This is a genomic window from Pseudomonas sp. 44 R 15, from assembly GCF_900004965.1.
GTDB lineage: Bacteria > Pseudomonadota > Gammaproteobacteria > Pseudomonadales > Pseudomonadaceae > Aquipseudomonas > Aquipseudomonas orientalis_A.
Window position 1 is genome coordinate 112,750 of the sequence record NZ_CVTU01000117.1, and the last position, 24,063, is coordinate 136,812.

Consider the following 24,063-nt stretch of genomic DNA (forward strand, 5'->3'; position numbering starts at 1 on the left):
CAGCTCATAAGTTGTACTGTTTGCGTTTGCGATACAGGGTCGACGCATCGATGCCGAGGGTGCGGGCGGCTTGATCCAGCGTATCGCTGGTGGCAAGTACCGCGCCGATATGGGCTTTTTCCAATTCGTCCAGGCTCAGTGCCGCACCGATGCGTGGGGCGTTGTTGGTCGGTTGCTCGGCCATGCCGAGGTGGCTGATCTCGACCTTCTCCTGAGGGCAGATGATGCTGGCGCGCTCCACCACGTTGCGCAGCTCGCGGATGTTGCCGGGCCAGCGATAGTTGAGCAGCGCTTCGCGCGCCTGATCGCTGAAGCCGCGCGCCGGGCGGGCATATTCCTTGACGAAACGCGCCAGGAAGCGGTCGGCCAGGGTGAGGATGTCTTCGCTGCGCTCGCGCAGCGGCGGCAGGTGCAACGTGATGACATTGAGGCGGTACAGCAAGTCTTCACGGAAGCGGCCGTCGCGCACCATGTCTTCCAGGTTCAGGTTGGTGGCGGCGAGAATACGCACGTCCGCGCGACGGGTAACCGGGTCGCCCACTCGCTCGTATTCCTTGTCCTGAATGAATCGCAGCAACTTGGGTTGCAGAGTCAGCGGAAAGTCGCCGATCTCGTCGAGAAACAGCGTGCCGCCGTCGGCCTGGTTGACGCGGCCCAATGTGCTCTCGCTGGCGCCGGTAAATGCGCCGCGGCTGTGGCCGAACAGTTCGCTCTCCATCAGTTCTGCGGTCAACGATGGGCAGTTGATGGTCACGCAGGATTTTTTCGAGCGTTTGCTCCAGCCGTGAATGGCCCGCGCCAACTCGCCTTTACCGGTGCCTGACTCGCCGAGGATCAAGATATTGGCATCGGTGCCGGCGACCTGCCGTGCGGTTTCCAGTACCACCATCATGGCCGGGCTATGGGAGTCGAGGCCGTCCTTGGGCTGGCGCACCGCGCCTTCCAGGGCTTCCAGCCGTGCCGAGAGCTGGCGTACTTCCAGCTGCTTGGCGGTGGCCAGGCGCAGTTGATCCGGGCTGCAGGGCTTGACCAGGTAGTCGGCGGCGCCGGCCTGGATCGCATCGACTGCAGTGTCCACCGCCGAATGGGCGGTAACGATCACGACACGCATCCATGGCGCTTGAATACGCATATGCGCCAATACATCCAGGCCGTTGTCCTCGCCCAGGCGCAGGTCGAGAAAGCACAGGTCGAACACTTGGCGTTGCATCAAGGCATCGGCTTGGGCTGCGCTGTTGGCGGTGGCGACGGTGTAGCCTTCATCTTCCAGGCAATAGCGGAAGGTCCGGAGGATCGCGGACTCGTCATCCACTAAAAGAATGCGGCCTTGAAGTTCCTTGGCTGATTCCATCTGTCCCGCGCTCCTTAACTGTGAATGTTGGTGTTTAGTCCCGGAATAATCGGGCAAGTTGCATGGTTTATTCTGATCGATAAAAGGAAGCATCGCGTAGCTATCTGCACATCTTCCTACACGCCCTAGTAAAAGGCCCGATCTAGTGGCGTTTTCATAGCTTCTCGCCCCTTCGGCAATCGCCCATTCGCTTTCGATCCCTCGACCCGACCACTGACCATCGTGCATTTCGCACGGCCCCTGACAGTGCATCGTGCAGGATGCTGTGCTGTGTGCCGATAGACAATTCCTAACTATATGATTTTATTGAGTTTTATTTTGTAAAAAAGCTGGCATGAGCTCTGCAATAAGTACTGCATAGAGCGTCATGACCGAATAATCAGAATGCGGGAGAAAGCAGTATGACTCGCCAAAGCCTCAGCCAATTGCGTGTATCGCCGCTTCATGTGCAGCAAGGTCTGTTCGCCAGCCTGGCGTTGATGGTCACGCTGATTGCCGGCCAGCAGATGCAGCATTGGCAGCAGAGTCAGCAGCAGGCCCCGCAGTTCGAACGCCCCGTCATGACCCAGACCCATTTCCGTTCCGTTGGCAGCACGACTGCTGATGCAACAGCCCCGCAACTGCGACTGGCAGACCAGGAGTCCACCCTGAGCGAACTGCCGGTTCAAGAACGCTGGGTGTTCTAAGCAATACATCGTCGCTCGCGTCGAGCGACTGCATGGCATCACCGCTGTTACCCCTATGAAAGCTTAAGGAGAATCACCATGTTGAGTTGGGCAATCACATTTCTGATCATCGCCATTGTGGCTGCAGTCCTGGGCTTCGGTGGTATCGCCGGCACCGCTACGGGTATCGCCAAGATTCTCTTCGTGGTCTTCCTGGTGATGTTTATCGCGTCGTTCTTCTTTGGTCGCAAAGGCCGAGGCTGAATATGACCACTGTGCCTTTTAAAGCCATAGCCGCCGCCCTGCTGTTGGGCGGCAGCAGCCTGGTGATGGCCGCCAACGACGGCCAATCCCGGGCCAATGAATTGCTTAGCACGGATGCGCAATACCGTGAAACCTGGCAAGGCGTGGTCAAGAAAGAGCAGCGCCTGCCCGAATGGGTGATGAACCTGTCGGGCGCGGCGGAGCAGATGAACGCTGTCGAAGAAGACGGTGAGAAGTACCTGGTAGGTCCGCTGTGTGAAACGGCAGATACCTGCCGGAACAAGCGCCTGATCGTCGCCTTCAGCTTCGATAAGGAAGATGCCTACGCCATGTTGGTGGAAGTCCCGGCCGGTTTGCCGGCGGACAAATCGCCGACGCGGCATGCCGATTACCGCTTTATCGGTAAGCCGGATGAAGGTATGCAGAAGCTGCTCATGGAGCAGCTCAAGAAAGATCCGAATTGGTACTAGGTTCCGTCTTACGGAGCCGGCGTCCATAGAAAGAAGCCAGTTCGCTTCTTTCTGTTTGCATCGCATACCAAATGCGATGCATGACCAGGGGGCCGGGTTGCTCTGATCGATCAGGATCGGCGTGACCTACGGGCACAGGGAGTGCCTGCGCAAGGGCCGGGTCAGGTGAAAAGCTGCGACGCAAGTTCACAAGTCCTCAAGCTTGCTGAACTTGCGGCGGGCTTATGACTCTCAAAGCCCGGGCATCATGCCGGCCATAGCTGGCATTCCTCGTTTTGCCTCTCGCCAATCATTACGTAGTGTGTCGGCGCGACCATCCATCGATAAATTTTTCCGAGCGCAATAGGCTATTTCTCACGCCATGCCGCGGATATTCCAAGCATTTCTACCCAACACCCCAAGTCCTCAGCTACCTCTGCGCAAGCCGGAATTGGCAGCTTCACGGCCGGTTCACCCGCTTCAATGGCATATCCGAACTGACCGTTCAGACAATTATTTTCAAAAAAAACCATGCCGATTCGGCATAGGGTAGGCGTTTACGGCATTAGACGTCGCCGCCTTGCATGGGAATAGTTGCGCCTTTTTTCGCCTGCCAGTAAGCCATTTCGGCCACGCTGCGGTGACCTTCCATGGAGGCAGATGCTCACACTTTTTCGCTTTCGAGCGGTCCAGCTGGCGCATTTGCCTTAAGTTCACTTGAAGTAAGGGTAATGACATGAAGAAGGCAAAGCTAAGCCTCGCCTGGCAGATCCTCATCGGTTTGGTGCTGGGGATCGCAATCGGTGCAGTGCTCAACCATTTCAGTGCTGAAAAAGCCTGGTGGATCAGCAACGTGCTGCAGCCGGCAGGCGATATCTTTATCCGCCTGATCAAGATGATCGTTATCCCAATCGTGATTTCGTCGCTGATCGTCGGTATTGCCGGTGTGGGTGACGCGAAAAAGCTGGGTCGCATCGGCGTCAAGACCATCCTTTACTTTGAAGTCGTCACCACCATCGCCATCGTGGTCGGCCTGTTGCTGGCCAACCTGTTCCATCCGGGCGCGGGCATCGACATGAGTACCCTGGGTACTGTCGATATCTCCAAGTACCAGGCCACCGCCGCCGAAGTGCAGCATGAGCATGCGTTCATCGAGACCATTCTCAACCTGATCCCGTCGAACATCTTCGCGGCCGTCGCCCGTGGCGAGATGCTGCCGATCATCTTCTTCTCGGTGCTGTTCGGCCTGGGCTTGTCGAGCCTCAAGCCGGAACTGCGCGAGCCGCTGGTGACCATGTTCCAGGGCGTGTCCGAGAGCATGTTCAAAGTCACTCACATGATCATGAAGTACGCCCCTATCGGCGTATTTGCGCTGATCGCGGTGACGGTCGCCAACTTCGGCTTCGCCTCGCTGCTGCCATTGGCCAAGCTGGTGATCCTGGTTTACGTCGCGATTCTGTTCTTCGCGTTTGCGGTGCTGGGCCTGATCGCCCGCCTGTTTGGTTTCTCGATCCTGAAGCTGATGCGCATCTTCAAGGACGAGCTGGTGCTTGCCTACTCCACCGCCAGTTCCGAAACCGTACTGCCGCGTGTGATCGAGAAGATGGAAGCCTACGGCGCGCCCAAGGCGATCTGCAGCTTCGTGGTGCCGACGGGTTACTCGTTTAATCTCGACGGTTCGACCCTGTATCAAAGCATCGCCGCGATCTTCATTGCGCAGCTGTACGGCATCGACCTGTCGATCGGCCAGCAACTGATGCTGGTGCTGACCCTGATGGTCACCTCCAAAGGCATCGCCGGCGTGCCGGGTGTGTCCTTCGTGGTGTTGCTGGCGACCCTGGGCAGCGTGGGCATCCCACTGGAAGGCCTGGCGTTTATCGCGGGTGTCGACCGTGTGATGGACATGGCGCGTACCGCGCTGAACGTGATCGGCAACGCCTTGGCCGTGCTGGTTATCTCGCGCTGGGAAGGCATGTACGACGATGCCAAGGGCGAGCGCTACTGGAATTCGCTGCCGCACTGGCGCAGCAAAGAGGTGCTGCCGGCCGGCGAGATCACTCGCGGCTGATCGCTCGAATGCTCTGACACAAACCCCGGATAATTCCGGGGTTTGTCGTTTCTGCCAGCCCCGTTATCATTCGCCCATCTTTCGGGGGATTCAACTGATGCTCAATGGCCTGTGGCTTGGCTTCTTTGTGGTGGCAATGGTGTCAGCACTGGCGCAATGGCTGGTGGGCGGTAACGCCGGAATTTTTGCGGCGATGGTGGAAAGCATTTTCGCCATGGCCAAATTGTCGGTGGAGGTCATGGTGCTCTTGTTCGGCACCCTGACGTTGTGGCTGGGTTTTCTGCGTATCGCCGAAAAAGCCGGGATCGTCGACTGGCTGGCCAGGGCGCTGGGCCCGCTGTTTCGTCGCCTGATGCCGGAGGTGCCCGCCGGCCACCCGGCTATCGGCTTGATCACCCTCAATTTCGCCGCCAACGGCCTGGGCCTGGACAACGCCGCCACGCCGATCGGCCTCAAGGCCATGAAGGCGCTGCAGGAACTCAACCCCATCCCCAATACGGCGAGCAACGCACAGATCCTGTTCCTGGTGCTCAATGCGTCCTCGCTGACGCTGTTGCCGGTGACCATCTTCATGTACCGCGCCCAGCAAGGCGCTGCCGACCCGACGCTGGTGTTCCTGCCGATCCTGCTGGCCACCAGCGCGTCTACGCTGGTGGGCCTGCTGTCGGTAGCGGTGATGCAGCGCCTGCGCCTGTGGGACCCGGTCGTGCTCGCCTACCTGATTCCCGGCGCGTTGGTGCTGGGGGGCTTCATGGCGCTGCTGGCGACCCTGTCCGCCACGGCGCTGGCCGGGTTGTCTTCGATCCTGGGCAACCTCACGCTGTTTGGCTTGATCATGCTGTTCCTTGTGATCGGCGCCTTGCGCAAGGTCAAGGTGTATGAGGCCTTTGTCGAAGGTGCCAAGGAAGGTTTTGACGTCGCCAAGAACCTGCTGCCCTATCTGGTGGCGATGCTCTGTGCGGTGGGCGTATTGCGTGCCTCCGGCGCGTTGGACTTCGGCCTGGAAGGGATTCGCCACCTGGTGGCCTGGACCGGCATGGACACGCGGTTTGTCGACGCGCTGCCCACCGCGATGGTCAAGCCGTTCTCCGGCAGCGCGGCGCGGGCGATGCTGATCGAGACCATGCAGACCCAGGGGGTGGACAGCTTCCCGGCGTTGGTGGCGGCGACGATCCAGGGCAGTACCGAGACCACGTTTTATGTGTTGGCGGTGTACTTCGGCTCAGTGGGCATCCAGCGGGCGCGGCATGCGGTGGGGTGTGCGTTGTTGGCGGAGTTTGCCGGCGTGGTCGCGGCTATTGCGGTGTGCTACTGGTTCTTTGGTTAAGGCTCAGGTAGCTATCGGGGGCAAGCCCCCTCCCACATGTCGATCTGTGAACACATTAAAAAATGTGGGAGGGGGCTTGCCCCCGATGAGGCCTTCAGTGTTTCGCAGCAGTATTGCCTTGCGCCACAACCCAATCCACTACCTGCCTATTCAGTTGATCCCCGGCTTGCCCAAAAGCAGCCACCACCGCCGGCACCTTGGTATCCCCCACCTTCTGCCTTACCTCAAACCGCCGGCTGGCAATAATCCGCTGATCACTGCCGCGCACCAGCCGCGCATCCAGGCGAATCACCACCTCCACTGCCGTGCCATGGTATTCGCTCTGAAACGCCTGTAACTGGCCTCCCAGCTCATAGTCCGCCTGCAGGTTGGTCTCATCGGTACTCAACAGCGTCACCCGCCCATCACGCTGGAAGCCATCCAGCAGGCGATTGCGCAACAGCACCGGCGCCGGGTCGCTCCAGCGCGAGTGGGCATAGCTGCTGATCAGATCGCCATTGGGCACCACCGCGATGCGTGGGCTGTCGAGAAATTCGCTGGTCTGTGCCTTGGTCACGCGCAGTGACCAGCTCACCGGCGTACCTTGACTGACGGGCTGGGTCGACGCCAGGCGGTAGACGTCGGACGGGTCCGGCTTGGGCAGGATCGAGCACGCGCTCATCAATGCAAAGGCCACGGGAGCGATGATTCGGTAAGCACGCTTCATGGCGTGAACTCCTTGTTCTTGTCACTGCCCAGCAGGTAACCGCTGGGGTTGGCTTCCAGGCGGCGGGAGATGGCGCGTAGCGAACCGAGGGTTTCGCGCAGTTCGCGCACGGCCGGCGCCAGTTCATTGAGGCCCTGCAGGCCGCTGTTCACCGAGTCCTTGTTGTTGGCCAGCAAGGTGTTGAGGGTGGCGGTGCTTTGCTCGAGGGACTTCATTGCCTGCTCCGCGCTGCCAAAGGCTTGCTTGCCTTGGTCGTTGAGCAAACCGTTGGCGTTGCGCATCAATACGGTGGTCTGTTCCAGCGCGCCGCCGGCCTGCTTGCTCACTTGCATCAATTGCTGCATCACCACTTTGATGTCGCCGCGCTGTTCTGCAATGGCGCCGGTGGTTTGCTGCAGATTGTCCAGGGTGGTGCTCAAGCGTTCGACATTTTCCCGGGAGAACAGCTGGTTGGCGTTATGCAGCAGTAGGTTGACGCTGGTCATCAGGTCGTTGCTGTTATTGAGCAGGCGGGCGATGGGCGACGGCGACGCGATGATCTCCGGCAGGTTGCCGTCCTTGCCCTTGAGTTCCGGGCTCTGCGGGGTGCCGCCGCTGAGTTGGATGATCGACGTGCCGGTGATGCCGGTCAGTGCCAGTTTGGCCTGGGTGTCTTCCTTGATCGGCGTTTGCCCGGCGAGGCGGATGCGCGCCAGCACGCGGCGCGGGTCCTTGGGGTCCAGGCGCAGGCTGGTGACATCGCCCACCTTGATCCCGCTGTACTGCACCGAGCTGCCCTGGGACAGGCCGCTGACCGCTTCGTTGAACACCACCTCATAGTCCTGGAAGGCGCTGTCGACGCTGGATTTGGCCAGCCACAGGCCGAACAGCATCGCGCCGACCACCACTATTACGCTGAACAGTCCGATCATCACATGATGGGCTCGGGTTTCCATGTCATACCTCGTTGAGCGATTGAGCGGCATCCAATGCCGCGCGGCCTCGGGGGCCGTGGAAATAGTCGTGGATCCAGGCGTCATCGGTTTCCGAGACGACATCGATGGCGTCCGCCACCAGGACTTTCTTCTGCGCCAGCACCGCCACGCGGTCGGTGATGGTGTACAGCGTGTCGAGGTCGTGGGTGACCAGGAACACACTCAAGCCCAGCGCGTCGCGCAGGGTCAGGATCAGTTGGTCGAATTGCGCCGCGCCAATCGGGTCGAGGCCGGCGGTGGGTTCGTCGAGAAACAGGATGTCCGGGTCCAGGGCCAGCGCGCGCGCCAGGGCGGCGCGCTTGATCATGCCGCCGGACAGCGACGCCGGGTACTTGTCGGCCGCCGACAACGGCAGCCCGGCCAGGGCCAGCTTGACCGCCGCCAGATGCTCGGCATCGGCGCGGCTGAGCCCAGCGTGCTCGATCAACGGCAAGGCGACGTTCTCGGTGACGGTCAGCGAGGAAAACAAGGCGCCCTTCTGGAACAGCACGCCGAAGCGCCGTTCCACCAGTGAACGTTCATGCTCGGACAAATTCGGCAGGTCCTTGCCCAATACCCGCACTTGCCCCTCGCTGGGTCGCCGCAGGCCGACGATGCTGCGCAGCAACACCGACTTGCCGCTGCCGGAGCCGCCGACCACCGCCAGGATCTCGCCCTTGTACAAATCCAGGTCGAGATTCTCGTGCACGCTCTGGCTGCCAAAGCGATTGCACAGGCCGCGAACTTCAATCACCGCCTCAGTGGGCGCTCGATGCAGACGACTCACCAGCCCATCTCCATGAAAAACATTGCCGCGACCGCGTCCAGCACGATCACCACGAAAATCGACTGCACCACGCTGGAGGTGGTGTGCGCGCCGACCGACTCGGCACTGCCGCTGACCTTGAAGCCTTCCAGGCAACCGATCGCGGCAATCAGGAACGCGAAGATCGGCGCTTTCACCATGCCCACCAGAAAATGCTGCACGCCGATGTCCGATTGCAGCAGCGACAGAAACATCGCCGGCGAAATATCCAGAGCCACCGCACACACCACGCCACCGCCGACAATCCCCGAGAGCATCGCCAGGAATGTCAGCATCGGCAGCGCCACCAGCAATGCCAGGACCCGCGGCAGCACCAGCAGCTCCATCGGGTCCAGGCCCAGGGTGCGGATCGCGTCGATTTCTTCGTTGGCCTTCATCGAGCCGATTTGTGCGGTAAAGGCGCTGGCCGTGCGACCGGCGATCAGGATGGCGGTGAGCAACACGCCAAATTCGCGCAGGAATGAAAACGCCACCAGGTCCACGGTGAAGACCGTCGCGCCGAAGCTCTTGAGCACGGTGGCGCCGAGGAAGGCCACCACGGCGCCGACCAGAAAGGTCAGCAGCGCAACGATCGGCGCGGCATCCAGGCCGGTCTGTTCGATATGCGCGACCACCGGCGTCAGGCGCCAGCGCTTGGGCCGCAGGATGCCGCGCACGAAGGTTTCGAGGATCAGGCCGATGAAGCCCAACAGTTTCATCCCGTCTTGCCAGACGGTGTCCACGGCGCGGCCGATGCGCGCCAGCAGTTGCACACCGGCGCCCTCTTCCGGCTCCTTGAGCGGTACGCAAAAATCATTGAGCGAGCGGTAGACCGTCTTGAGCAGTGCCCGGTCGGCGGCGGACAGGCTGCAATCGCTCTGCTCGGCGGAGCGTTCGATACGTTCGGGGCCCAGCAACTCCACCAGCAGCGAAGCGCCGGCAGTATCCAGGGCGCCGAGGCCGTTAAGGTCGATGTGCGCGCCGGCGTCGTATTGGCCGTCGAGTGTGTTCGACAGCTTCTTCAGCTTTGCGTAATGGGCAAGCGTCCAGTCACCGGTAATGCGCAGCAACGGCGGTGTGCGGGACGTATCGAGTTGGGCCGCGCCGGCCGTCGTGGGAGTGGTCATAAGCTCCGAGCGTATTTGGCTGTCCACAATTGCTACGTAATAGCACGATCGGGCCTATTGCGGGTTGTCCGTTTGTGCTGAGTCGGTGACGTTAAAGCGCAGCACGCCAATCACTTGCCCGTCTTCGGTGAGCACCCGCACCTGCCAGCGGCCTACCGCATCCGGCGGGAAGTTCTGCTTGTGCGTCCAGGCGCGGTAGCCCTCCTTGCGGCCGCCATGGATATCCAGGGCAATGCGGTCGACTTCCTTGCCGTTGAATTTCCACACATGGTAGATCCGCTCATCGAGGCCGCGGGGCGCGTTGATTGCGGTGTAGGCGTACAGTCCGCCGCTGCGCAGCTGGGCGGCGCTGACTTGCTTGAGGTCGTCGCCCGGTGTGCGGTCTTGCAGCTGGGTGCTGATGGCCACTTCAGTCATCCACAGGGTGGCAGGTGGCACCCAGCTACGCAGCAACCAGCCGGCGCAGCCAATAGCGGCTGTCACCCCCAGCAGCATTGCCCAGCCTTTGACGCTGCGCAGCGGCAGGCTGGCGGCCAGGCTCGGAATCGACAGGGCCATGGCGACGCCCAGTGCCAGTTTGTAACTTTCGGCGGTCGTCAGGTGCAGGATGATCGGCAGCGCGGTCAGCAGTGCGGCGAACAATGTCAGCGTATGCAAGGCGAGGAACAGCGAGCGCTTGGGCGCCAGCCACTTGTAATACAGCGGGTCGATGATCGAGACCAGCGCCGCCGCGCCGAGCAGGCCGGTGAACGCCGATTGGCCGCTGTTCCAGGCCGTGGTGACGAAAAAGAACGGCAACACGAAAAACAGACTTTCCTGGTGGATCATCTGGGTCGCATAGCGCAGCAGCGGTTCCGGTATCTCGCGGTTGAACAGCTTGGTGAACAGCTGGGTGAAGCTGTTTTCCAGCATCAGCCACAACCAGCTCACCAGCAGGATCACGGCGATCCAACTGGCCATGCCTTGCTGGCGGTCCACCAGGATGAAGCTGCCCACACCCGAGATGAAGCCACCGAGTGCGATCACCCCAGGGTAGCGCTTGATCAGTTCTATAACGCGCTGGATAAGGGGCGGCAGGTTTGGCATGGGCGATTCACAATAAGGGTTAGAAAAATCCGCGACAGAATAACGTCTTGGTCCGCTGTTCGGCGCCTCATTACGCGAGCCGTTTGCGATAAAACCGCAGGGTAATCCACGCAAGCCCGATCAGTCCCAGCACGCCCGCGCCTATCCAGCTCAGGGCGTTGTAGCTCAACAGCGGTTTTTCGATGCGCCAGTAGCCCGGCTGCTCCAATACCTGGCGCATGGCCTGATTGGTCTGGGCCAGGGTCACGGCCTTGATACGTTTGGCCGGGTCGCTGAAGCGCCCATCGTCATATTCGCCGGCGGCGCTCCAATAATAGTCGGCCAGCGCGCTGTTGCCCTGCACGGCCCAGGCCTGACGTGCAATGGCGGCTTGCTGCAGGCGCGCGAACACCGCCGGGTCGAGGCCATCCTTGAGCAAGCGGGCCTTGAGGTCTTGCAATACCTGCTCGGCTTGCTCGAGGTTTTCCCGTTCGAGGTCGGCGTTCAGGCTCAGGAAGCCAACGCCGCCGAGCACTTCACGCTCGCTCCAGGGCCCGTAGGACAGGCCGTGCCTGAGGCGCAATTGGCGGTACAACGCCCAGTCGAGGTAGTCCTTGAGCAGGTCGTAGGTTTCATCATGCTGGTCTTCCAGCACCGGCTCCGGGAACAGCCAGTGCAGCTTGGCATTGTCGCCGACCCAGCCGTGGATCAGGTCGCGATGACTGGCGGCGGCCTGCTGGATTTGCGGCAGCGGTCGATGTTCGCTCGGCTCTACCGGGTCGAGCTGGCCATAGGTGCGTTCCAGGTAGGCCGGCAGCAGTTTGTCCAGGTCGCCGACGACGATCAGGGTCATGTTGTTCGGTGCGTACCAGTTTTTGCGCAGCGCCTCCAACTGGTCGCGGGTCAGCGGGTCGACCTCGGCGCGTTCGGCGCACTTGAGGCCCAACTCGACGGCCAGCTGGTTGCTGGCGTTGTGGCCCAAGTCCTGGCGGTCCAGCAGGCGTTGCAAGTGGGAATAATGGCCACCGTCCTCGCGCTCGACCACCTGCTTGGCGGCGTTGATATTGGCGTCGGTCAGTTGGGTGCGGGTGACGATTGCCAGCAGCAGGTCCAAAACCTTGCGCTGGTTCTGCGCGGGCGCCTCGATCACGAACGTGGTGTCGGCGTTGCTGGTGTAGGCGTTCCACTCCCCGCCCAGGGCCTGCATGCGGTCTTCGAGGTCGCCTTCGTTACCGCCGTCGATGCCGCTGAACAGCAGGTGCTCGAACAAATGCGGCAGCTCTTTCTGGTCGCAGCTGAAATCGTCCAGGCCCACGCCGACTACCAGGCGGATCGCCACATGCCCGCGCTCGGTGCCCGGTTTGAGCAGCAATTGCAGGCCGTTGGGCAAGGTATAGCCTTCGACCTGCAGGCGGTCAAAGGCAAAGGTGTGTGCCGAGCCCATGAGCAGGCAGGCGAGTAACAGGCGACGCATAACAAGCTTCCTGGCGAATGAGGTCCGTTGTTAACTGACTTCGCTCGCTGGCGTACGTTCAGGGCGAATGGGTGATGTCGGCAATATCGTCGGCGGAGAGTGCGCCGGTGTCGGATGTTTCCAACACGACATAAGCGCTGCTGCAAAACAACGAGTTCAGGCGCTTCATGTCGGCGATCAGCTCCAGGTGCAGGGAGCTGGTTTCCAGGCTCTGTACGATTTTACGCTGCAAGCGGCTGACGTGAGCGTGGGCCAGGCGCCGCTCCTGGGCGCGAAAGCGGCGTTTCTCCCGCAGTAATTGGCGGGCGCTTTCCGGGTCGCCGCTGAGGAATACCGACAGGCCCAGGCGCAGATTGGCGATCAGTTGGCTGTGCAGGCCGCTGAGTTCTTCCAGGCCGACTTCGGAAAATTGCCGGCGCTGGGACGTCTTCTGCTGCTGCACTTTGCGCAGCATGCGCTCGATCAGGTCGCCTGCCAGCTTCAGGTTGATCGACAGTTCGATGATTTCTGCCCAGCGTCGATTGTCCTGCTCACTCAGGTCTTCACGGGGCATTTGCGCCAGGTAAAGTTTGATCGCGCTATAAAGCGCCTCGACGTCATCGCTGAGGCTGCGCATTTGCTGGGTAATGGCGGTTTGGTTGCCGCGCAGCACTTCCTGCATCGAGGTGAGCATGTTGTCGATCAGGTCGCCGAGCCGCAGGGTTTCGCGGGCGGCGTTGGCCAGCGCCAGGCTCGGCGTGTTCAGCGAGGCCAGGTCCAGATGGCGCGGCTTGGCTTTGCCGTTGGTCTCGGGACGCTCCGGCAGCAGCCATTCGCACAGCCGCGCCATCGGGCCAATAGTGGGCAACAGAATCAGGCAGCGGCTGACGTTGTAGAGCAGGTGAAAGGTGATGACCATGCCTTGGGTGCTGTAGTCCAGGCCGTCCATCCAGCGGACGAGTGGGTCGAGTACCGGAATGATCAGCAGCAGGCCGATCAATTTGTACAACAGGCTGCCCAAGGCGACTTGCCGCCCGGCGGTGTTTTGCATGCTGGTGCTGAGAAAGGCCAGGATGCCACTGCCGATGTTGGCGCCGATGACCAGGCCGATGGCCACGTGCAGACCGATCACGCCGGCACCGGCCAGGGTTGCCGTAAGCAGCACTGCGGCGAGGCTGGAGTAGGAAATCATCGCGAACAGCGCACCGACCAGGGCGTCGAGCAGGATATCGCCGGTCAGCGAAGCGAAGATGACTTTGACGCCCTGGGCATGGGTAATCGGCCCGGCGGCTTCTACGATCAATTGCAGGGCCAGGATGATCAGCCCGAGGCCGATCCCGACCCGGCCCAACTGCCCTGCCCGCGTCTGTTTGCGCGACAGGAAAAAAATCACCCCGAGGAAGATCAGCAGCGGTGACAACCACGACAGGTCGAAGGTCAGCACCCGCGCCATCAACGCGGTACCGACGTCGGCGCCGAGCATGGTGGCCAGGGCGGGCGTAAGGCTCATCAACCCCTGGCCGACAAAGGACGTCACCAGCATTGCCGTGGCATTGCTGCTCTGCACCATGGCCGTCACCAGGATACCGGCGACAAACGCCAGCCAGCGCTTGGACATGTTCTGCCCGATGACTTGGCGCAAGTTGGAGCCGTAGACCCGCAGGATGCCGGTACGGACGATGTGCGTGCCCCAGATCAGCAGGGTCACGGCGGAAAGCAGATTGAGCAAGGTCAGCATGCTCGGCCCCCCGTGTGGGTGAGCTCCAGCAGGAGCGAAGGAAAGTTGCCGCGTGCCGTTCTACGTCTTGTGGTTAAGCTGTAGTTGGCGAATGGGCTCTGCGCCAGCATCGCATAGCTGAACGCGGGATTGAAACAAAACTGTCATGAAGATCGGGACGCGAAGCGTCCGAGGCGGCATTCCCACGCGGAGCGTGGGAATGATCGACAGCGGGTTGAATTTATTGACCCGGGATATCTTTGCGCAGTTTCACCGGATCCTGCTGCTTCTTCTTTTTCGCGATGGCGGTGCGCATCTTGATGTTCACCGCTTCCACCGCCAGTGAGAACGCCATGGCGAAGTAGACGTAGCCTTTTGGCACGTGAACGTCGAAGGATTCGGCGATCAGCACGGTACCCACCACCAGCAGGAACGACAGCGCCAGCATCTTCAGCGACGGGTGCTTGTCGATGAATTCGCTGATGGTGCCGGCGGCCAGCATCATCACCAATACGGCAACCACGATGGCGGCGACCATGACCGGCACATGGGAAACCATGCCGACGGCGGTGATGACCGAGTCCAGGGAGAACACGATGTCGATGATCGCGATCTGGATGATGGTGTAGATGAACTTGCCACCCTTGCCACCCGGTTCGTCGTGGGTTTCGTCTTCACCTTCCAGGGCGTGGTACATCTCCTGGGAGCTTTTCCACAGCAGGAACAAGCCACCGAAGAACAGGATCAGGTCGCGACCGGAGATGCCCTGGCCGAAGACCACGAACAGGTCGGCGGTCAGTTGCATGACCCAGGTGATCGACAGCAGCAACAGGATGCGCGTGACCATCGCCAGGGCCAGGCCGAAGATCCGGGTGCGCGCCTGCATGTGCTTGGGCATGCGGCTGACCAGGATCGAAATCATGATGATGTTATCGATGCCCAGGACGATCTCGAGCGCCGTCAGGGTGAAGAAGGCAATCCAGATTTCCGGATTGGTCAGCCATTCCATGTGTATTCCTTTGAGCAAGTATTAGACCGCGCGGACTGTAGCGCCGCGCGGTGAGTGAGTCGGTACGATTATAGAGTGCTGAACAGCGGAAAAATCCCCATCAGCAGCGCGGCGAACATTATGCACAGGCATACCAGCACTGCCCACTTGAGGGTGAAGCGCTGGTGATCACCAAACTCGATACCTGCCAGGGCGACCAGCAAGTAGGTGGAGGGTACCAGTGGGCTGAGCAGATGCACCGGTTGCCCGACGATCGACGCACGCGCCATCTCCACGGCGGTGATGCCGTAGTGGCTGGCAGCTTCGGCCAGCACGGGCAGCACGCCATAGTAGAACGCATCGTTGGACATGAAGAAGGTAAACGGCATGCTCACCAGCGCCGTGATGACCGCCAGGTACGGTCCCAAGGCTTCAGGGATAACCGCCAGCAGGCTCTTGGACATGGCGTCGACCATGCCGGTGCCCGACAGGATGCCGGTGAAGATGCCGGCGGCGAAGATCAGCCCGACCACCGCCAATACGCTGCCGGCGTGGGCGGCGACGCGGTCTTTCTGCTGCTGCAGGCATGGGTAGTTGACGATCATCGCGATACTGAACGCCACCATGAACAGCACGGGCAGCGGCAGCAGGCCGGCGATCAGCGTGCACATCAGGGCAAGCGTCAGCGCGCCGTTGAACCAGATCAGCTTCGGACGGCGGGCGTCGGGAAATTGCGACACGCTGATTTCGCTGTGGTCGATCTCGTCGCCTTGCAGATGCAGTTCACCCAGGCGTGCACGCTCGCGCTTGCCGTACATATAGGCAATCGCCAGGATCGCTACCACGCCGGCCGCCATGGCCGGGATCATCGGTACGAAGATGTCCGAGGGGTCCACATGCAGCGCGCTGGCGGCGCGAGCGGTTGGGCCGCCCCAGGGGGTCATGTTCATCACGCCACCGGCAAGAATAATCAGGCCGGCCATGATGCGCGGGCTCATGCCGATGCGCTTGTACAGCGGCAGCATCGCAGCGACGCAGATCATGTACGTGGTGGCGCCGTCACCGTCGAGGGACACCACCAGGGCCAGCACGGCGGTGCCGACCGAGACTTTCAGCGGGTCGCCCTTGACCATCTTGAGAATCTTGCGCACGGCCGGGTCGAACAGGCCGGAGTCGATCATCAGGGCAAAGTAGAGGATGGCAAACATCAGCATCACGCCGGTCGGCGCGAGCTTGGTGATGCCTTCGAGCATCATCGGGCCGATCTTCGGCGCGAAGCCGCCGAACAGCGCGAACAGGATCGGCACGATGATCAAGGCGATCAGCGCAGACAGGCGCTTGGTCATGATCAGGAACATGAACGTGATGACCATGGCAAAGCCAAGGAAAGTCAGCATAGGAATACTCCAGGCGTAGCGCGGCTAGGGAATGGCGAACCGGGTGGGGTCAGCGCAGAACGAAAGGCACGAGGCGTACGGGGGGAGTAGGGAAAAACAGACGGGTACGGGCGGACATCGGGAATCACCATTGTTGTTGTTAACAGTCGGTCTATTGCCGACAGTGGGGCGATCCTAGACGGGTAAGCTTTCAGCCAGCTTTCGCCGGGAAAACAGGTGACATTCGGTCTTGAGGCTTATGCGGATAAAAAAATGTGGGAGGGGGCAAGCCCCCTCCCACATTGGAATTACTTGATTCGCTGAGTGTTTACGGCAGTTCGAGGCCGCCGGCCGCTTTATGCAACGCTCGCAGGTGTTCGCCCATTTGCTTGAGATTGGCTTCGCAAGCGGCAATCTCGGCAGCGCGGGACGGATCGAGCAGCGCCCTGACTTCTTTATCCAGCTCGCCGGTCAGCGATTGCAGTTGCTTCTGGCGCTCGGCACTTTCCGATTCCAGCCGCTTGGCCTCCGAAGGCTGCGGCAGGCCGTAGCCGCCACTGTCGAGCAATTCGGCGGGGCGACTGAGGAAGCCGCTGTTGGCGAGGATTTGCTGCAACGTGTTGTTGGCTTTTTCCATGCCACCGTTCTTCAGCTCCCGCGCATTGAGGTAGCGTTGTTTGACTTCGTCCTGGGCGAGCATCAATTGTTTGCGAAAGCTGGCCTGCTCCAGCAACAGCAGCGCGGCGCTGGTTCGCAAGTCGGCCTGGCTGAACCATTGGCGGCGCTCCTGCGCATTCAGCGACAGCCAGTCTTCGACTTGGGTCTGCTTGATCGGCAGGCGCTTGCGCAGTACATCGAACATCGCCTGGTAGCGCTCGCGGAACGAGTCAAAGTGATAGCCCAGGCGCAACGCTTCGCGCTTGTCATTCAGTACGCTGGTGTCGGCCAACCCGCGTGCGCTGAGCACCTCCAGCAAGCCGTTGGGGGTGATGTTGTCCAGGCCGGTCAATTGCGGGTTGGCGCTGCCACTGCGCAACAGCTTCAAGCTTTCCACCGCACAGTTGTTGGAAATGAAGAAGTAGTTGCCGTCGTAGCTCCAGTGCATCTCGGCGGCGTGTTCGACTGTTTCGTTGATTTCCTGGCGATTGAGCTTGAGCGGCACTGACGCCAGGCCACGCAGTTCGGTCTTGGTGTACTCGTCGATGACTTGGGCCAGCGGCAGGACAAACAGTCGCGACGGGTATTTGCCCACCAGGCCATCCCAGCTCGACAGCTGTACGTCACCGACGAAGGCGCGGTAGGACAGCACCAGGTGCTGATCCAGGTCCAGCCGGCAATCCGGCCCGCGAGGACGGCCGGGCGCGCAGATCACCAGGCGCAGCATGCTATGGCCCCAGCGGCTCACCAGATTCTGGTTGGCTTCGGCGAGCAGGTAGTCGATTTCGTACACACGTTCCGGGTCGATCTGGCCGAGCGGGGTCTTGGCGAAATCGTTGCCAGCGTTCAGAAAGGCGTAGGTATTGCCGCACTTATCCTGCCCCGGCGGCGCCCAGCCGAAATGTTCCTTGTAATAGCGCGCCAGCGCGGGACGGCGACAGGCGTAGCTGGGGTCGAGGAGGAAGTACTCCATGTTGACCGCGACGAATTCCAGCGGGCTGGTGGTTTCGTAGATATCCGGGCTGCGAACCACCTGGTTGTTGTGCTGCTCGCGTTCGCCGCGACGGCCGACGTATTGCGGCCAGCCGGCGAGGTCCAGCAGGCGAGGGTCGTCACTCAGGGTGAAGCGACGGTCGTTCTGCCCACGGCATTGATCGGGCAGGCCAATCAGGCCGGTGATGTTGTTCTGGCGGCTGCAGCGCTGGATCAGGGCGCGCTCGTCTTTGGACCACAGGCGCGCACGGTCATAGATGTGGGTCAGTTCATGCAGCACAGTGGCGAGCATTTCCCGGCGCACGGTGCCGTGGGGGCGGTTGGTTTTGCGGGTGGCGGCGCTGCCGTCGGTCAGGCTGGCCAGCAGGTTTCGGTTGAGGTCCAGTTCGGACACCAGGGAGGCCTGGCCGTAAGCGTTTTCAGGCATCTTGTCGGTCCAGCCGACCTCGATGCGGCGGTCCAGCTGCTCGATGAAGCGCGGCGGCAGGGCGCCCATCGCTTCATCGAGCAATGCCTGGCTGGCCTGCTGTTCAGCCGGGCTCAGGCCATCGGTCTTGAGCTGCAGTTGCAGGCTGGCCTGGGCCGCACCGGCACACAGCAGCACAGCCCCGGCCAGGAGCCAGGCCTTGATTCGCCTCACAGAGCGAGGATAGCTTCGGCGAGCGTCTGGTCGCTGGCATCACGGGCTTCTGGTACGCGGGTGCGCAGGGTGTCAAAGGCGGCCTCGAGTTGCGCGCCACGGATCTCGCCATGGGTGGCGACGAAACTGGCGGCATCATCATGGGCTTCGCGCACGATCTTGGAATCGCGGATCGAGGTGGTGGTGTCAGAGGTGAAATCAATGGTGCGCGCCGAAGCGCGAACCACGATGTTGCTGGTGGCCTTCAGGGTTTGCGCCTGGGCGACATCAGCCAGAAACAGCAGGCCGAGGGCGGCGACGATCAACGGGCTACGCATGGGGTGACTCCAATACAAAGATGGCTATACAAAGATGATTATTGGACGAGAATTGCCTGCGCCAGTTCAAGGTCGCTTGCATGAAGTTTTGGCTGGGTGCGGCGCAGGTAATCCAGCGCGGACTCCAGGCGTGCGCCCCGCCATTGGCCGTCTGTGGCAATGAAAGCAGCAGCATCATCCCTGGCGACCCGGACCAACTTGTTATCAAACGGCGCAGACGTCACCTTGCTGGTGGCGTACGCGCTGGCAACGGTGCTCTGAACAGAGACGTCAAAGGCCGAAGCCAATGGTGCCCAGCAGGCACAGAGCATTACTGGAACAATCAACAGGCGGTATGAAAAAGCCATGGCACTCGACAACTGAAAACGAGCGCCAAGGCTAGCGCAATGACCGGGTGAGAGCCAGTGCAGTGACGGCCCTTCCTGCCGGCCCTGGCGTTAGATCGCCAGGATTGCCTGGGCCAATTGAGCGTCAGTGGCGGTGTTCAATTGCGGTGCCTGCTGGCGGATCTGCGCCAGGGCGCTTTCCAGTTTCACACCACGGATGGCGCCTTCGCTTGCGACAAAGCTGGCGGCGTCGTCACGGGCGGCTCGCACCACCTTGTTGTCGCGCAGGGAGGAGGTGGCATCGGACGTGGCGTCGGAGGTGGCTTTCAGCGCGCCGACGATCGAATCGGTGGTAACGATAAAGCTGCTCGCGTTAGCGTTGGCAGCAACGGCCAACAGGGCGGCGGTGCACAGCAGGCGAAGACGGGACATGGGGTGACTCCTGTAGATGAGCAAATAAGGTGGCGTAGAACCGCCACAGTGAAACGGACGTTGGGCAATTGGGCATCTGACGCCCGTTCTACAAGGTTCGCCACGTGGTGACTGGATATTAGGTCACCGCTTGCTCATTCGGAAGCCTGCGGTTAACTGTTGTGGTGTTATTTATAAATAAGAAAACTGTACTGGTCCGGTAGATGGCTGCTGTTTCCGGTTCCCATATCCAGATACAACAAAGCCCGCCTCCGGTTACCCGGGGCGGGCTTTGCTTTGACAAATCAGAGTGCTGGCGGTGGACCCGGCGGGTCAGGGCCAGCGAGCGCCAATCAGCGCCAGAACGGCTTGCTCAGCTCTTCGTAGCGTTGAGCTTCGCTGATACCGGCATCAGCCAGCAGACGCGAATCCAGACGAGCCAATTGGTGGCGGCTGGAGATGCGGCGCTGCCACAACATCAGGTTGGCGAGAACGCGCAAAGGCAGGGAAGCCTGGGTGTTAACAGCTTTTTCTTCGAAGAACAGTTCGGAACTGAGTGTACGTTCCATGATGACATCCTTCCGCTTGTGGCGGGATTAGGTAGTGGTTTAACTGATGCCAATGATCCTCCTCGCACGCAAGACTCTCTAGATACAGTTCACCTGTATTGTGAGGGGCCAGTTAACTGTTTATAGAGGCTGTACGGTACGAAATGGGGGCAACTGTACCTGTTCGCACCGTAACGGTGCGAAATCGGCTTTTTCGGTGAGGGACGTGGGATATTTCTTTAGGAAATGACCGGTACAGCAGTACAGTTTTTGATAGATATAGCGATCAAACACCGGGCCGATGAAACTGTATTGGCACCAACCCGGTTGTATATCCCTCAAGCCTTGAGCATGTGCCCGGTTTCTTCCAGGTTAATGTGCCAGCTCAGTGCGTCGCGCAGGATATGCGGGGTATGCCCGCCGATAGCGCAGGCGGCAACGAAGTAGCCGTTCAGTGCGTCGCGATACGCCGGGTGCACACAGTTGTCGATGATCACGCGGGCACGCTCGCGGGGTGCCAGGCCACGCAAGTCCGCCAGGCCCACTTCGGTCACCAGGATGTCGACGTCATGTTCGGTATGGTCCACATGGCTGACCATCGGCACCACGCTTGAAATCGCACCGCCCTTGGCAATCGACTTGGTCACGAAGATCGCCAGGTGCGCATTGCGCGCAAAGTCCCCGGAGCCGCCAATACCGTTCATCATCCGCGTGCCGCAGACGTGGGTGGAATTGACGTTGCCGTAGATATCGAACTCCAGCGCTGTATTGATGCCGATGATACCCAGGCGGCGCACCACTTCAGGATGGTTGGAGATTTCCTGCGGGCGCAGCACCAGCTTGTCCTTGTAGTGCGCAAGATTGCCGAACACATCGGCATTGCGCCGCTCCGACAGGGTAATCGAGCTGCCGGAGGCGAAGCTCAGCTTGCCCGCGTCGATCAGGTCGAACGTCGAGTCCTGCAGCACTTCCGAATACATGGTCAAGTCTTCGAACGGCGAGTCAATCAAGCCGCACATCACTGCGTTGGCGATGTTGCCGATACCGGCCTGCAGCGGGCCGAGCTTGTTGGTCATACGCCCGGCATCGACTTCCTGTTTCAGAAAGTTGATCAGGTGGTTGGCGATGCCCTGGGTGTCGCTGTCGGGTGGCGTCACGGTGGAGGCGGAATCGGCCTGGTTGGTGATCACAATGGCGACGATTTTCTCGGGCGGGATGGGAATCGCCGGGCTGCCAATACGATCGTCGACTTTGACCAGCGGAATCGGCGTGCGAGTTGGCCGATAGGAAGGGATATAAATGTCGTGCAGCCCCTCCAGGTTCGGGTTGTGCGCCAGGTTGATCTCGACGATGACTTGCTTGGCAAAAATCGCGAAGCTGGCAGAGTTGCCCACCGAGGTGGTGGGCACGATATGGCCTTGTTCGGTGATGGCAACGGCTTCAATCACGGCGATGTCCGGCAACTTGAGCTGGTTGTTGCGCAGTTGCTCGACGGTTTCCGACAGGTGCTGATCGATAAACATCACTTCGCCGGCGTTGATTGCCTTGCGCAAGGTGCTATCGACCTGGAACGGCATGCGGCGTGACAGCACGCCGGCTTCGGTCAATTGCTTGTCCAGGTCGTTGCCCAGGCTGGCACCGGTCATCAGGGTGATTTTCAGCGGTGACGTCTTGGCGCGCTCGGCCAGGGCATGGGGGACGGCCTTGGCTTCACCGGCGCGGGTGAAGCCGCTCATGCCGACGGTCATGCCGTCCTCGATCAGTGCAGCGGCGTCTGCCGCGCTCATGACCTTGTTCAACAACGAAGGCAAGCGGATACGATCACGGTACATGAATGGTTATCTCAGGCTGCGGAAGCAAGTTGGGCAGTGTAGTGATTTCAAAAAGTTTCGGCCCGCTACCATGGTCGAATGCCGAGTGGCGATTTAGAGCCTTTGGTCGGGTTTCATCGGAGTGTGCACAGCGGGACGCAGAGCATCCCTGGCTGCATTCCCACGCAGAGCATGGGAACGAAAAAACCCCAGCCTATCTCAGGCCGGGGTTTCGGGTACTGCGCTGGCGCAGTGTTATTCGACAGCTTTGACCATATCTTCGATAACCTTTTTGGCATCACCGAAGACCATCATGGTCTTGTCCAGGTAGAACAACTCGTTGTCCAGGCCTGCGTAGCCGCTGGCCATCGAGCGCTTGTTGACGATGATGGTCTTGGCCTTGAACGCTTCAAGGATCGGCATGCCGGCGATCGGTGAGTTCGGATCGTTCTTGGCGGCCGGGTTGACCACGTCGTTCGCGCCCAGCACCAGTACCACGTCGGCCTGACCGAACTCGGAGTTGATGTCTTCCATCTCGAACACCTGGTCGTACGGCACTTCGGCCTCGGCCAGCAGTACGTTCATGTGCCCGGGCATACGGCCCGCCACAGGGTGGATCGCGTACTTTACCGTCACACCGCGATGAGTCAGCTTCTCGGTCAGTTCCTTGAGCGCGTGTTGCGCCCGAGCCACGGCCAGGCCGTAACCCGGCACGATGATCACGGTGTCGGCGTTGGTCAGCAGGAAAGTCGCATCGTCGGCCGAGCCGGACTTCACCGGCCGTGCTTCTTTGGAACCTGCCGCAGCACCGGCGTCCGGTGCATTGCCGAAGCCGCCGAGCAGCACATTGAAGAAGGAGCGGTTCATGGCCTTGCACATGATGTACGACAGGATCGCGCCGCTGGAGCCCACCAGGGAGCCGGCGATGATCAGCATCGAGTTGTTCAGCGAGAAGCCGATCCCTGCCGCTGCCCAGCCGGAGTAGCTGTTGAGCATCGAGACAACCACCGGCATGTCGGCGCCGCCGATGGGGATGATGATCAGCACGCCCAGTACAAAGGCCAGGGCCAGCATCACGGCGAAGGCCGTGAGGTTGCCGGTGAACATGAAGGCCAGGCCCAGGCCCAGCGTCAGCAGGCCCAGCACCAGGTTGAGCTTGTGCTGGCCGCCGAACTGCACCGGTGCGCCCTGGAACAGGCGGAACTTGTACTTGCCGGAGAGCTTGCCGAAAGCGATCACCGAACCGGAGAAGGTAATTGCACCGATGGCGGCACCCAGGAACAGTTCCAGGCGGTTGCCCGCAGGAATGGCGTCGCCCAGGTGCTTGACGATACCCAGCGATTGCGGTTCGACGACCGCCGCGATGGCGATGAATACCGCAGCCAGGCCGATCATGCTGTGCATGAACGCGACCAGTTCCGGCATCTTGGTCATTTCGACGCGCTTGGCCATGACCGAGCCGGCGGTGCCGCCGATCAGCAGGCCGACGATCACATAGCCGATACCGGCCGTCGCCAGCTCAGCGCCGAGCTTATAGATGAGGCCAACGGTGGTGAGTACCGCCAGCGCCATGCCGAGCATGCCGAACAGGTTGCCGCGCCGCGAAGTGGTCGGGTGCGAGAGGCCTTTGAGGGCCTGGATGAAGCAGATCGACGCAATCAGGTAGAGCGTCGTGACGAGGTTCATGCTCATTACTTGGGCGCCTCTTCTTTTACTTTCGGGGCTTTTTTCTTGAACATCTCAAGCATTCGCCGGGTGACCAGGAAACCACCAAACACATTGACCGCCGCCAGGGCCACAGCCAGGGTGCCCATGGTCTTGCCCAGCGGTGTGACCGTGAGGGCGGCGGCGAGCATGGCGCCGACGATCACGATTGCCGAAATGGCGTTGGTTACGGCCATCAACGGCGTGTGCAGCGCGGGTGTCACGTTCCAGACCACGTGGTAACCGACATAAATCGCCAGCACAAAGATGATCAGGTTGTAGATACCGGGGGAGATAAGCTCTTCCATCGTCTGAATCCCTGCTTAGGCGTTTTTGCGGATG

At 60.8% G+C, this 24,063-nt stretch carries 23 protein-coding genes; 5 read left to right on the forward strand and 18 right to left on the reverse strand.

Features of this window, described 5'->3' with window-relative positions:
- Positions 1 to 4: 4 nt before the first annotated feature.
- The gene (gene algB, locus BFP93_RS24865) at positions 5 to 1,351 is read right to left on the reverse strand and encodes a sigma-54-dependent response regulator transcription factor AlgB (RefSeq protein WP_057725682.1); all 1,347 of its coding nucleotides are present in this window, start codon (positions 1,349 to 1,351) and stop codon (positions 5 to 7) included.
- A 401-nt stretch (positions 1,352 to 1,752) separates the two neighbouring features.
- On the opposite strand from algB, the gene BFP93_RS24870 reads away from it, so the two are divergent.
- From BFP93_RS24870 to BFP93_RS24890, 5 genes are all read left to right on the forward strand, one after another.
- On the forward strand, positions 1,753 to 2,037 hold the full coding sequence (locus tag BFP93_RS24870; RefSeq protein WP_065895292.1) for a hypothetical protein: 285 nt from the start codon (positions 1,753 to 1,755) through the stop codon (positions 2,035 to 2,037).
- A gap of 78 nt (positions 2,038 to 2,115) precedes the next feature.
- Positions 2,116 to 2,280 (forward strand): DUF1328 domain-containing protein, encoded by a 165-nt coding sequence (locus tag BFP93_RS24875; RefSeq protein ID WP_003187386.1) that lies wholly within the window; start codon positions 2,116 to 2,118, stop codon positions 2,278 to 2,280.
- 2 nt (positions 2,281 to 2,282) lie between these two features.
- Complete coding sequence (locus BFP93_RS24880) at positions 2,283 to 2,750, forward strand: inhibitor of vertebrate lysozyme family protein (protein WP_065886785.1); 468 nt, start codon at positions 2,283 to 2,285, stop codon at positions 2,748 to 2,750.
- A 715-nt stretch (positions 2,751 to 3,465) separates the two neighbouring features.
- Complete coding sequence (gene gltP / locus BFP93_RS24885; RefSeq protein WP_065886786.1) at positions 3,466 to 4,797, forward strand: glutamate/aspartate:proton symporter GltP; 1,332 nt, start codon at positions 3,466 to 3,468, stop codon at positions 4,795 to 4,797.
- A 97-nt stretch (positions 4,798 to 4,894) separates the two neighbouring features.
- Positions 4,895 to 6,124 carry a nucleoside recognition domain-containing protein gene (locus tag BFP93_RS24890; protein ID WP_065895293.1) on the forward strand — a complete coding sequence of 410 codons (1,230 nt, stop codon included), beginning with the start codon at positions 4,895 to 4,897 and terminating at the stop codon, positions 6,122 to 6,124.
- 94 nt (positions 6,125 to 6,218) lie between these two features.
- On the opposite strand, the gene BFP93_RS24895 is transcribed toward BFP93_RS24890, so the two are convergent.
- From BFP93_RS24895 to BFP93_RS24975, 17 genes are all read right to left on the reverse strand, one after another.
- Positions 6,219 to 6,830, reverse strand: coding sequence for an ABC-type transport auxiliary lipoprotein family protein (locus BFP93_RS24895; RefSeq protein WP_065895294.1), 612 nt, complete (start codon positions 6,828 to 6,830; stop codon positions 6,219 to 6,221).
- Positions 6,827 to 7,765: an MlaD family protein gene (locus BFP93_RS24900; protein WP_065886788.1), complete on the reverse strand. Its 939-nt coding sequence runs from the start codon at positions 7,763 to 7,765 to the stop codon at positions 6,827 to 6,829. The genes BFP93_RS24895 and BFP93_RS24900 overlap by 4 nt, the downstream gene beginning before the upstream one ends.
- Position 7,766: 1 nt before the next feature.
- Entirely contained in the window at positions 7,767 to 8,570 is an 804-nt protein-coding gene (locus BFP93_RS24905) for an ABC transporter ATP-binding protein (RefSeq protein WP_065895295.1), read from the reverse strand.
- Positions 8,567 to 9,715, reverse strand: a complete 1,149-nt coding sequence (locus tag BFP93_RS24910) for an ABC transporter permease (protein ID WP_065895296.1) — start codon at positions 9,713 to 9,715, stop codon at positions 8,567 to 8,569. Before BFP93_RS24910 ends, BFP93_RS24905 begins: the two co-directional genes overlap by 4 nt.
- A 54-nt stretch (positions 9,716 to 9,769) precedes the next feature.
- On the reverse strand, positions 9,770 to 10,801 hold the full coding sequence (locus BFP93_RS24915) for a DUF5924 family protein (RefSeq protein WP_065895297.1): 1,032 nt from the start codon (positions 10,799 to 10,801) through the stop codon (positions 9,770 to 9,772).
- 70 nt (positions 10,802 to 10,871) lie between these two features.
- Positions 10,872 to 12,254, reverse strand: coding sequence for a M16 family metallopeptidase (locus BFP93_RS24920; RefSeq protein ID WP_065895298.1), 1,383 nt, complete (start codon positions 12,252 to 12,254; stop codon positions 10,872 to 10,874).
- Positions 12,255 to 12,312: 58 nt separating this feature from the next.
- Positions 12,313 to 13,971, reverse strand: a complete 1,659-nt coding sequence (locus BFP93_RS24925) for a Na/Pi cotransporter family protein (RefSeq protein WP_065895299.1) — start codon at positions 13,969 to 13,971, stop codon at positions 12,313 to 12,315.
- A 220-nt stretch (positions 13,972 to 14,191) separates the two neighbouring features.
- Positions 14,192 to 14,959, reverse strand: coding sequence for a TerC family protein (locus tag BFP93_RS24930; RefSeq protein WP_017139071.1), 768 nt, complete (start codon positions 14,957 to 14,959; stop codon positions 14,192 to 14,194).
- A 68-nt stretch (positions 14,960 to 15,027) separates the two neighbouring features.
- A complete protein-coding gene (locus BFP93_RS24935) occupies positions 15,028 to 16,335 on the reverse strand; it encodes a CitMHS family transporter (RefSeq protein ID WP_065886794.1) in 1,308 nt (435 codons plus the stop codon).
- A gap of 307 nt (positions 16,336 to 16,642) precedes the next feature.
- Complete coding sequence (locus BFP93_RS24940; RefSeq protein ID WP_065886795.1) at positions 16,643 to 18,604, reverse strand: DUF7844 domain-containing protein; 1,962 nt, start codon at positions 18,602 to 18,604, stop codon at positions 16,643 to 16,645.
- Positions 18,601 to 18,921, reverse strand: a complete 321-nt coding sequence (locus BFP93_RS24945; RefSeq protein WP_056790589.1) for a DUF2388 domain-containing protein — start codon at positions 18,919 to 18,921, stop codon at positions 18,601 to 18,603. The genes BFP93_RS24940 and BFP93_RS24945 overlap by 4 nt, the downstream gene beginning before the upstream one ends.
- Before the next feature lie 38 nt (positions 18,922 to 18,959).
- Entirely contained in the window at positions 18,960 to 19,268 is a 309-nt protein-coding gene (locus BFP93_RS24950; protein WP_065886812.1) for a DUF2388 domain-containing protein, read from the reverse strand.
- A 90-nt stretch (positions 19,269 to 19,358) separates the two neighbouring features.
- Positions 19,359 to 19,679 carry a DUF2388 domain-containing protein gene (locus tag BFP93_RS24955; RefSeq protein ID WP_057725665.1) on the reverse strand — a complete coding sequence of 107 codons (321 nt, stop codon included), beginning with the start codon at positions 19,677 to 19,679 and terminating at the stop codon, positions 19,359 to 19,361.
- Positions 19,680 to 20,011: 332 nt separating this feature from the next.
- Positions 20,012 to 20,227 carry a DUF1127 domain-containing protein gene (locus BFP93_RS24960; protein WP_003187413.1) on the reverse strand — a complete coding sequence of 72 codons (216 nt, stop codon included), beginning with the start codon at positions 20,225 to 20,227 and terminating at the stop codon, positions 20,012 to 20,014.
- 317 nt (positions 20,228 to 20,544) lie between these two features.
- Positions 20,545 to 22,038 (reverse strand): acetyl-CoA hydrolase/transferase family protein, encoded by a 1,494-nt coding sequence (locus BFP93_RS24965; protein ID WP_065886796.1) that lies wholly within the window; start codon positions 22,036 to 22,038, stop codon positions 20,545 to 20,547.
- A gap of 234 nt (positions 22,039 to 22,272) precedes the next feature.
- Positions 22,273 to 23,709: an NAD(P)(+) transhydrogenase (Re/Si-specific) subunit beta gene (locus tag BFP93_RS24970; protein WP_065886797.1), complete on the reverse strand. Its 1,437-nt coding sequence runs from the start codon at positions 23,707 to 23,709 to the stop codon at positions 22,273 to 22,275.
- On the reverse strand, positions 23,709 to 24,029 hold the full coding sequence (locus BFP93_RS24975; RefSeq protein WP_003187417.1) for an NAD(P) transhydrogenase subunit alpha: 321 nt from the start codon (positions 24,027 to 24,029) through the stop codon (positions 23,709 to 23,711). Before BFP93_RS24975 ends, BFP93_RS24970 begins: the two co-directional genes overlap by 1 nt.
- Positions 24,030 to 24,063: the final 34 nt, after the last annotated feature.

What these genes read in the sequence shown, in the direction of transcription:
- BFP93_RS24975 (WP_003187417.1), bottom strand. Translation starts at nt 24,029, where the DNA reads ATGGAAGAGCTTATCTCCCCCGGTATCTACAACCTGATCATCTTTGTG.
- BFP93_RS24875 (WP_003187386.1), top strand. Translation starts at nt 2,116, where the DNA reads ATGTTGAGTTGGGCAATCACATTTCTGATCATCGCCATTGTGGCTGCA.
- BFP93_RS24910 (WP_065895296.1), bottom strand. Translation starts at nt 9,715, where the DNA reads ATGACCACTCCCACGACGGCCGGCGCGGCCCAACTCGATACGTCCCGC.
- BFP93_RS24915 (WP_065895297.1), bottom strand. Translation starts at nt 10,801, where the DNA reads ATGCCAAACCTGCCGCCCCTTATCCAGCGCGTTATAGAACTGATCAAG.
- BFP93_RS24945 (WP_056790589.1), bottom strand. Translation starts at nt 18,921, where the DNA reads ATGCGTAGCCCGTTGATCGTCGCCGCCCTCGGCCTGCTGTTTCTGGCT.
- BFP93_RS24890 (WP_065895293.1), top strand. Translation starts at nt 4,895, where the DNA reads ATGCTCAATGGCCTGTGGCTTGGCTTCTTTGTGGTGGCAATGGTGTCA.
- algB (WP_057725682.1), bottom strand. Translation starts at nt 1,351, where the DNA reads ATGGAATCAGCCAAGGAACTTCAAGGCCGCATTCTTTTAGTGGATGAC.
- BFP93_RS24920 (WP_065895298.1), bottom strand. Translation starts at nt 12,254, where the DNA reads ATGCGTCGCCTGTTACTCGCCTGCCTGCTCATGGGCTCGGCACACACC.
- BFP93_RS24880 (WP_065886785.1), top strand. Translation starts at nt 2,283, where the DNA reads ATGACCACTGTGCCTTTTAAAGCCATAGCCGCCGCCCTGCTGTTGGGC.
- BFP93_RS24900 (WP_065886788.1), bottom strand. Translation starts at nt 7,765, where the DNA reads ATGGAAACCCGAGCCCATCATGTGATGATCGGACTGTTCAGCGTAATA.
- BFP93_RS24925 (WP_065895299.1), bottom strand. Translation starts at nt 13,971, where the DNA reads ATGCTGACCTTGCTCAATCTGCTTTCCGCCGTGACCCTGCTGATCTGG.
- gltP (WP_065886786.1), top strand. Translation starts at nt 3,466, where the DNA reads ATGAAGAAGGCAAAGCTAAGCCTCGCCTGGCAGATCCTCATCGGTTTG.
- BFP93_RS24870 (WP_065895292.1), top strand. Translation starts at nt 1,753, where the DNA reads ATGACTCGCCAAAGCCTCAGCCAATTGCGTGTATCGCCGCTTCATGTG.
- BFP93_RS24960 (WP_003187413.1), bottom strand. Translation starts at nt 20,227, where the DNA reads ATGGAACGTACACTCAGTTCCGAACTGTTCTTCGAAGAAAAAGCTGTT.
- BFP93_RS24965 (WP_065886796.1), bottom strand. Translation starts at nt 22,038, where the DNA reads ATGTACCGTGATCGTATCCGCTTGCCTTCGTTGTTGAACAAGGTCATG.
- BFP93_RS24930 (WP_017139071.1), bottom strand. Translation starts at nt 14,959, where the DNA reads ATGGAATGGCTGACCAATCCGGAAATCTGGATTGCCTTCTTCACCCTG.
- BFP93_RS24970 (WP_065886797.1), bottom strand. Translation starts at nt 23,709, where the DNA reads ATGAGCATGAACCTCGTCACGACGCTCTACCTGATTGCGTCGATCTGC.
- BFP93_RS24955 (WP_057725665.1), bottom strand. Translation starts at nt 19,679, where the DNA reads ATGTCCCGTCTTCGCCTGCTGTGCACCGCCGCCCTGTTGGCCGTTGCT.
- BFP93_RS24895 (WP_065895294.1), bottom strand. Translation starts at nt 6,830, where the DNA reads ATGAAGCGTGCTTACCGAATCATCGCTCCCGTGGCCTTTGCATTGATG.
- BFP93_RS24950 (WP_065886812.1), bottom strand. Translation starts at nt 19,268, where the DNA reads ATGGCTTTTTCATACCGCCTGTTGATTGTTCCAGTAATGCTCTGTGCC.
- BFP93_RS24935 (WP_065886794.1), bottom strand. Translation starts at nt 16,335, where the DNA reads ATGCTGACTTTCCTTGGCTTTGCCATGGTCATCACGTTCATGTTCCTG.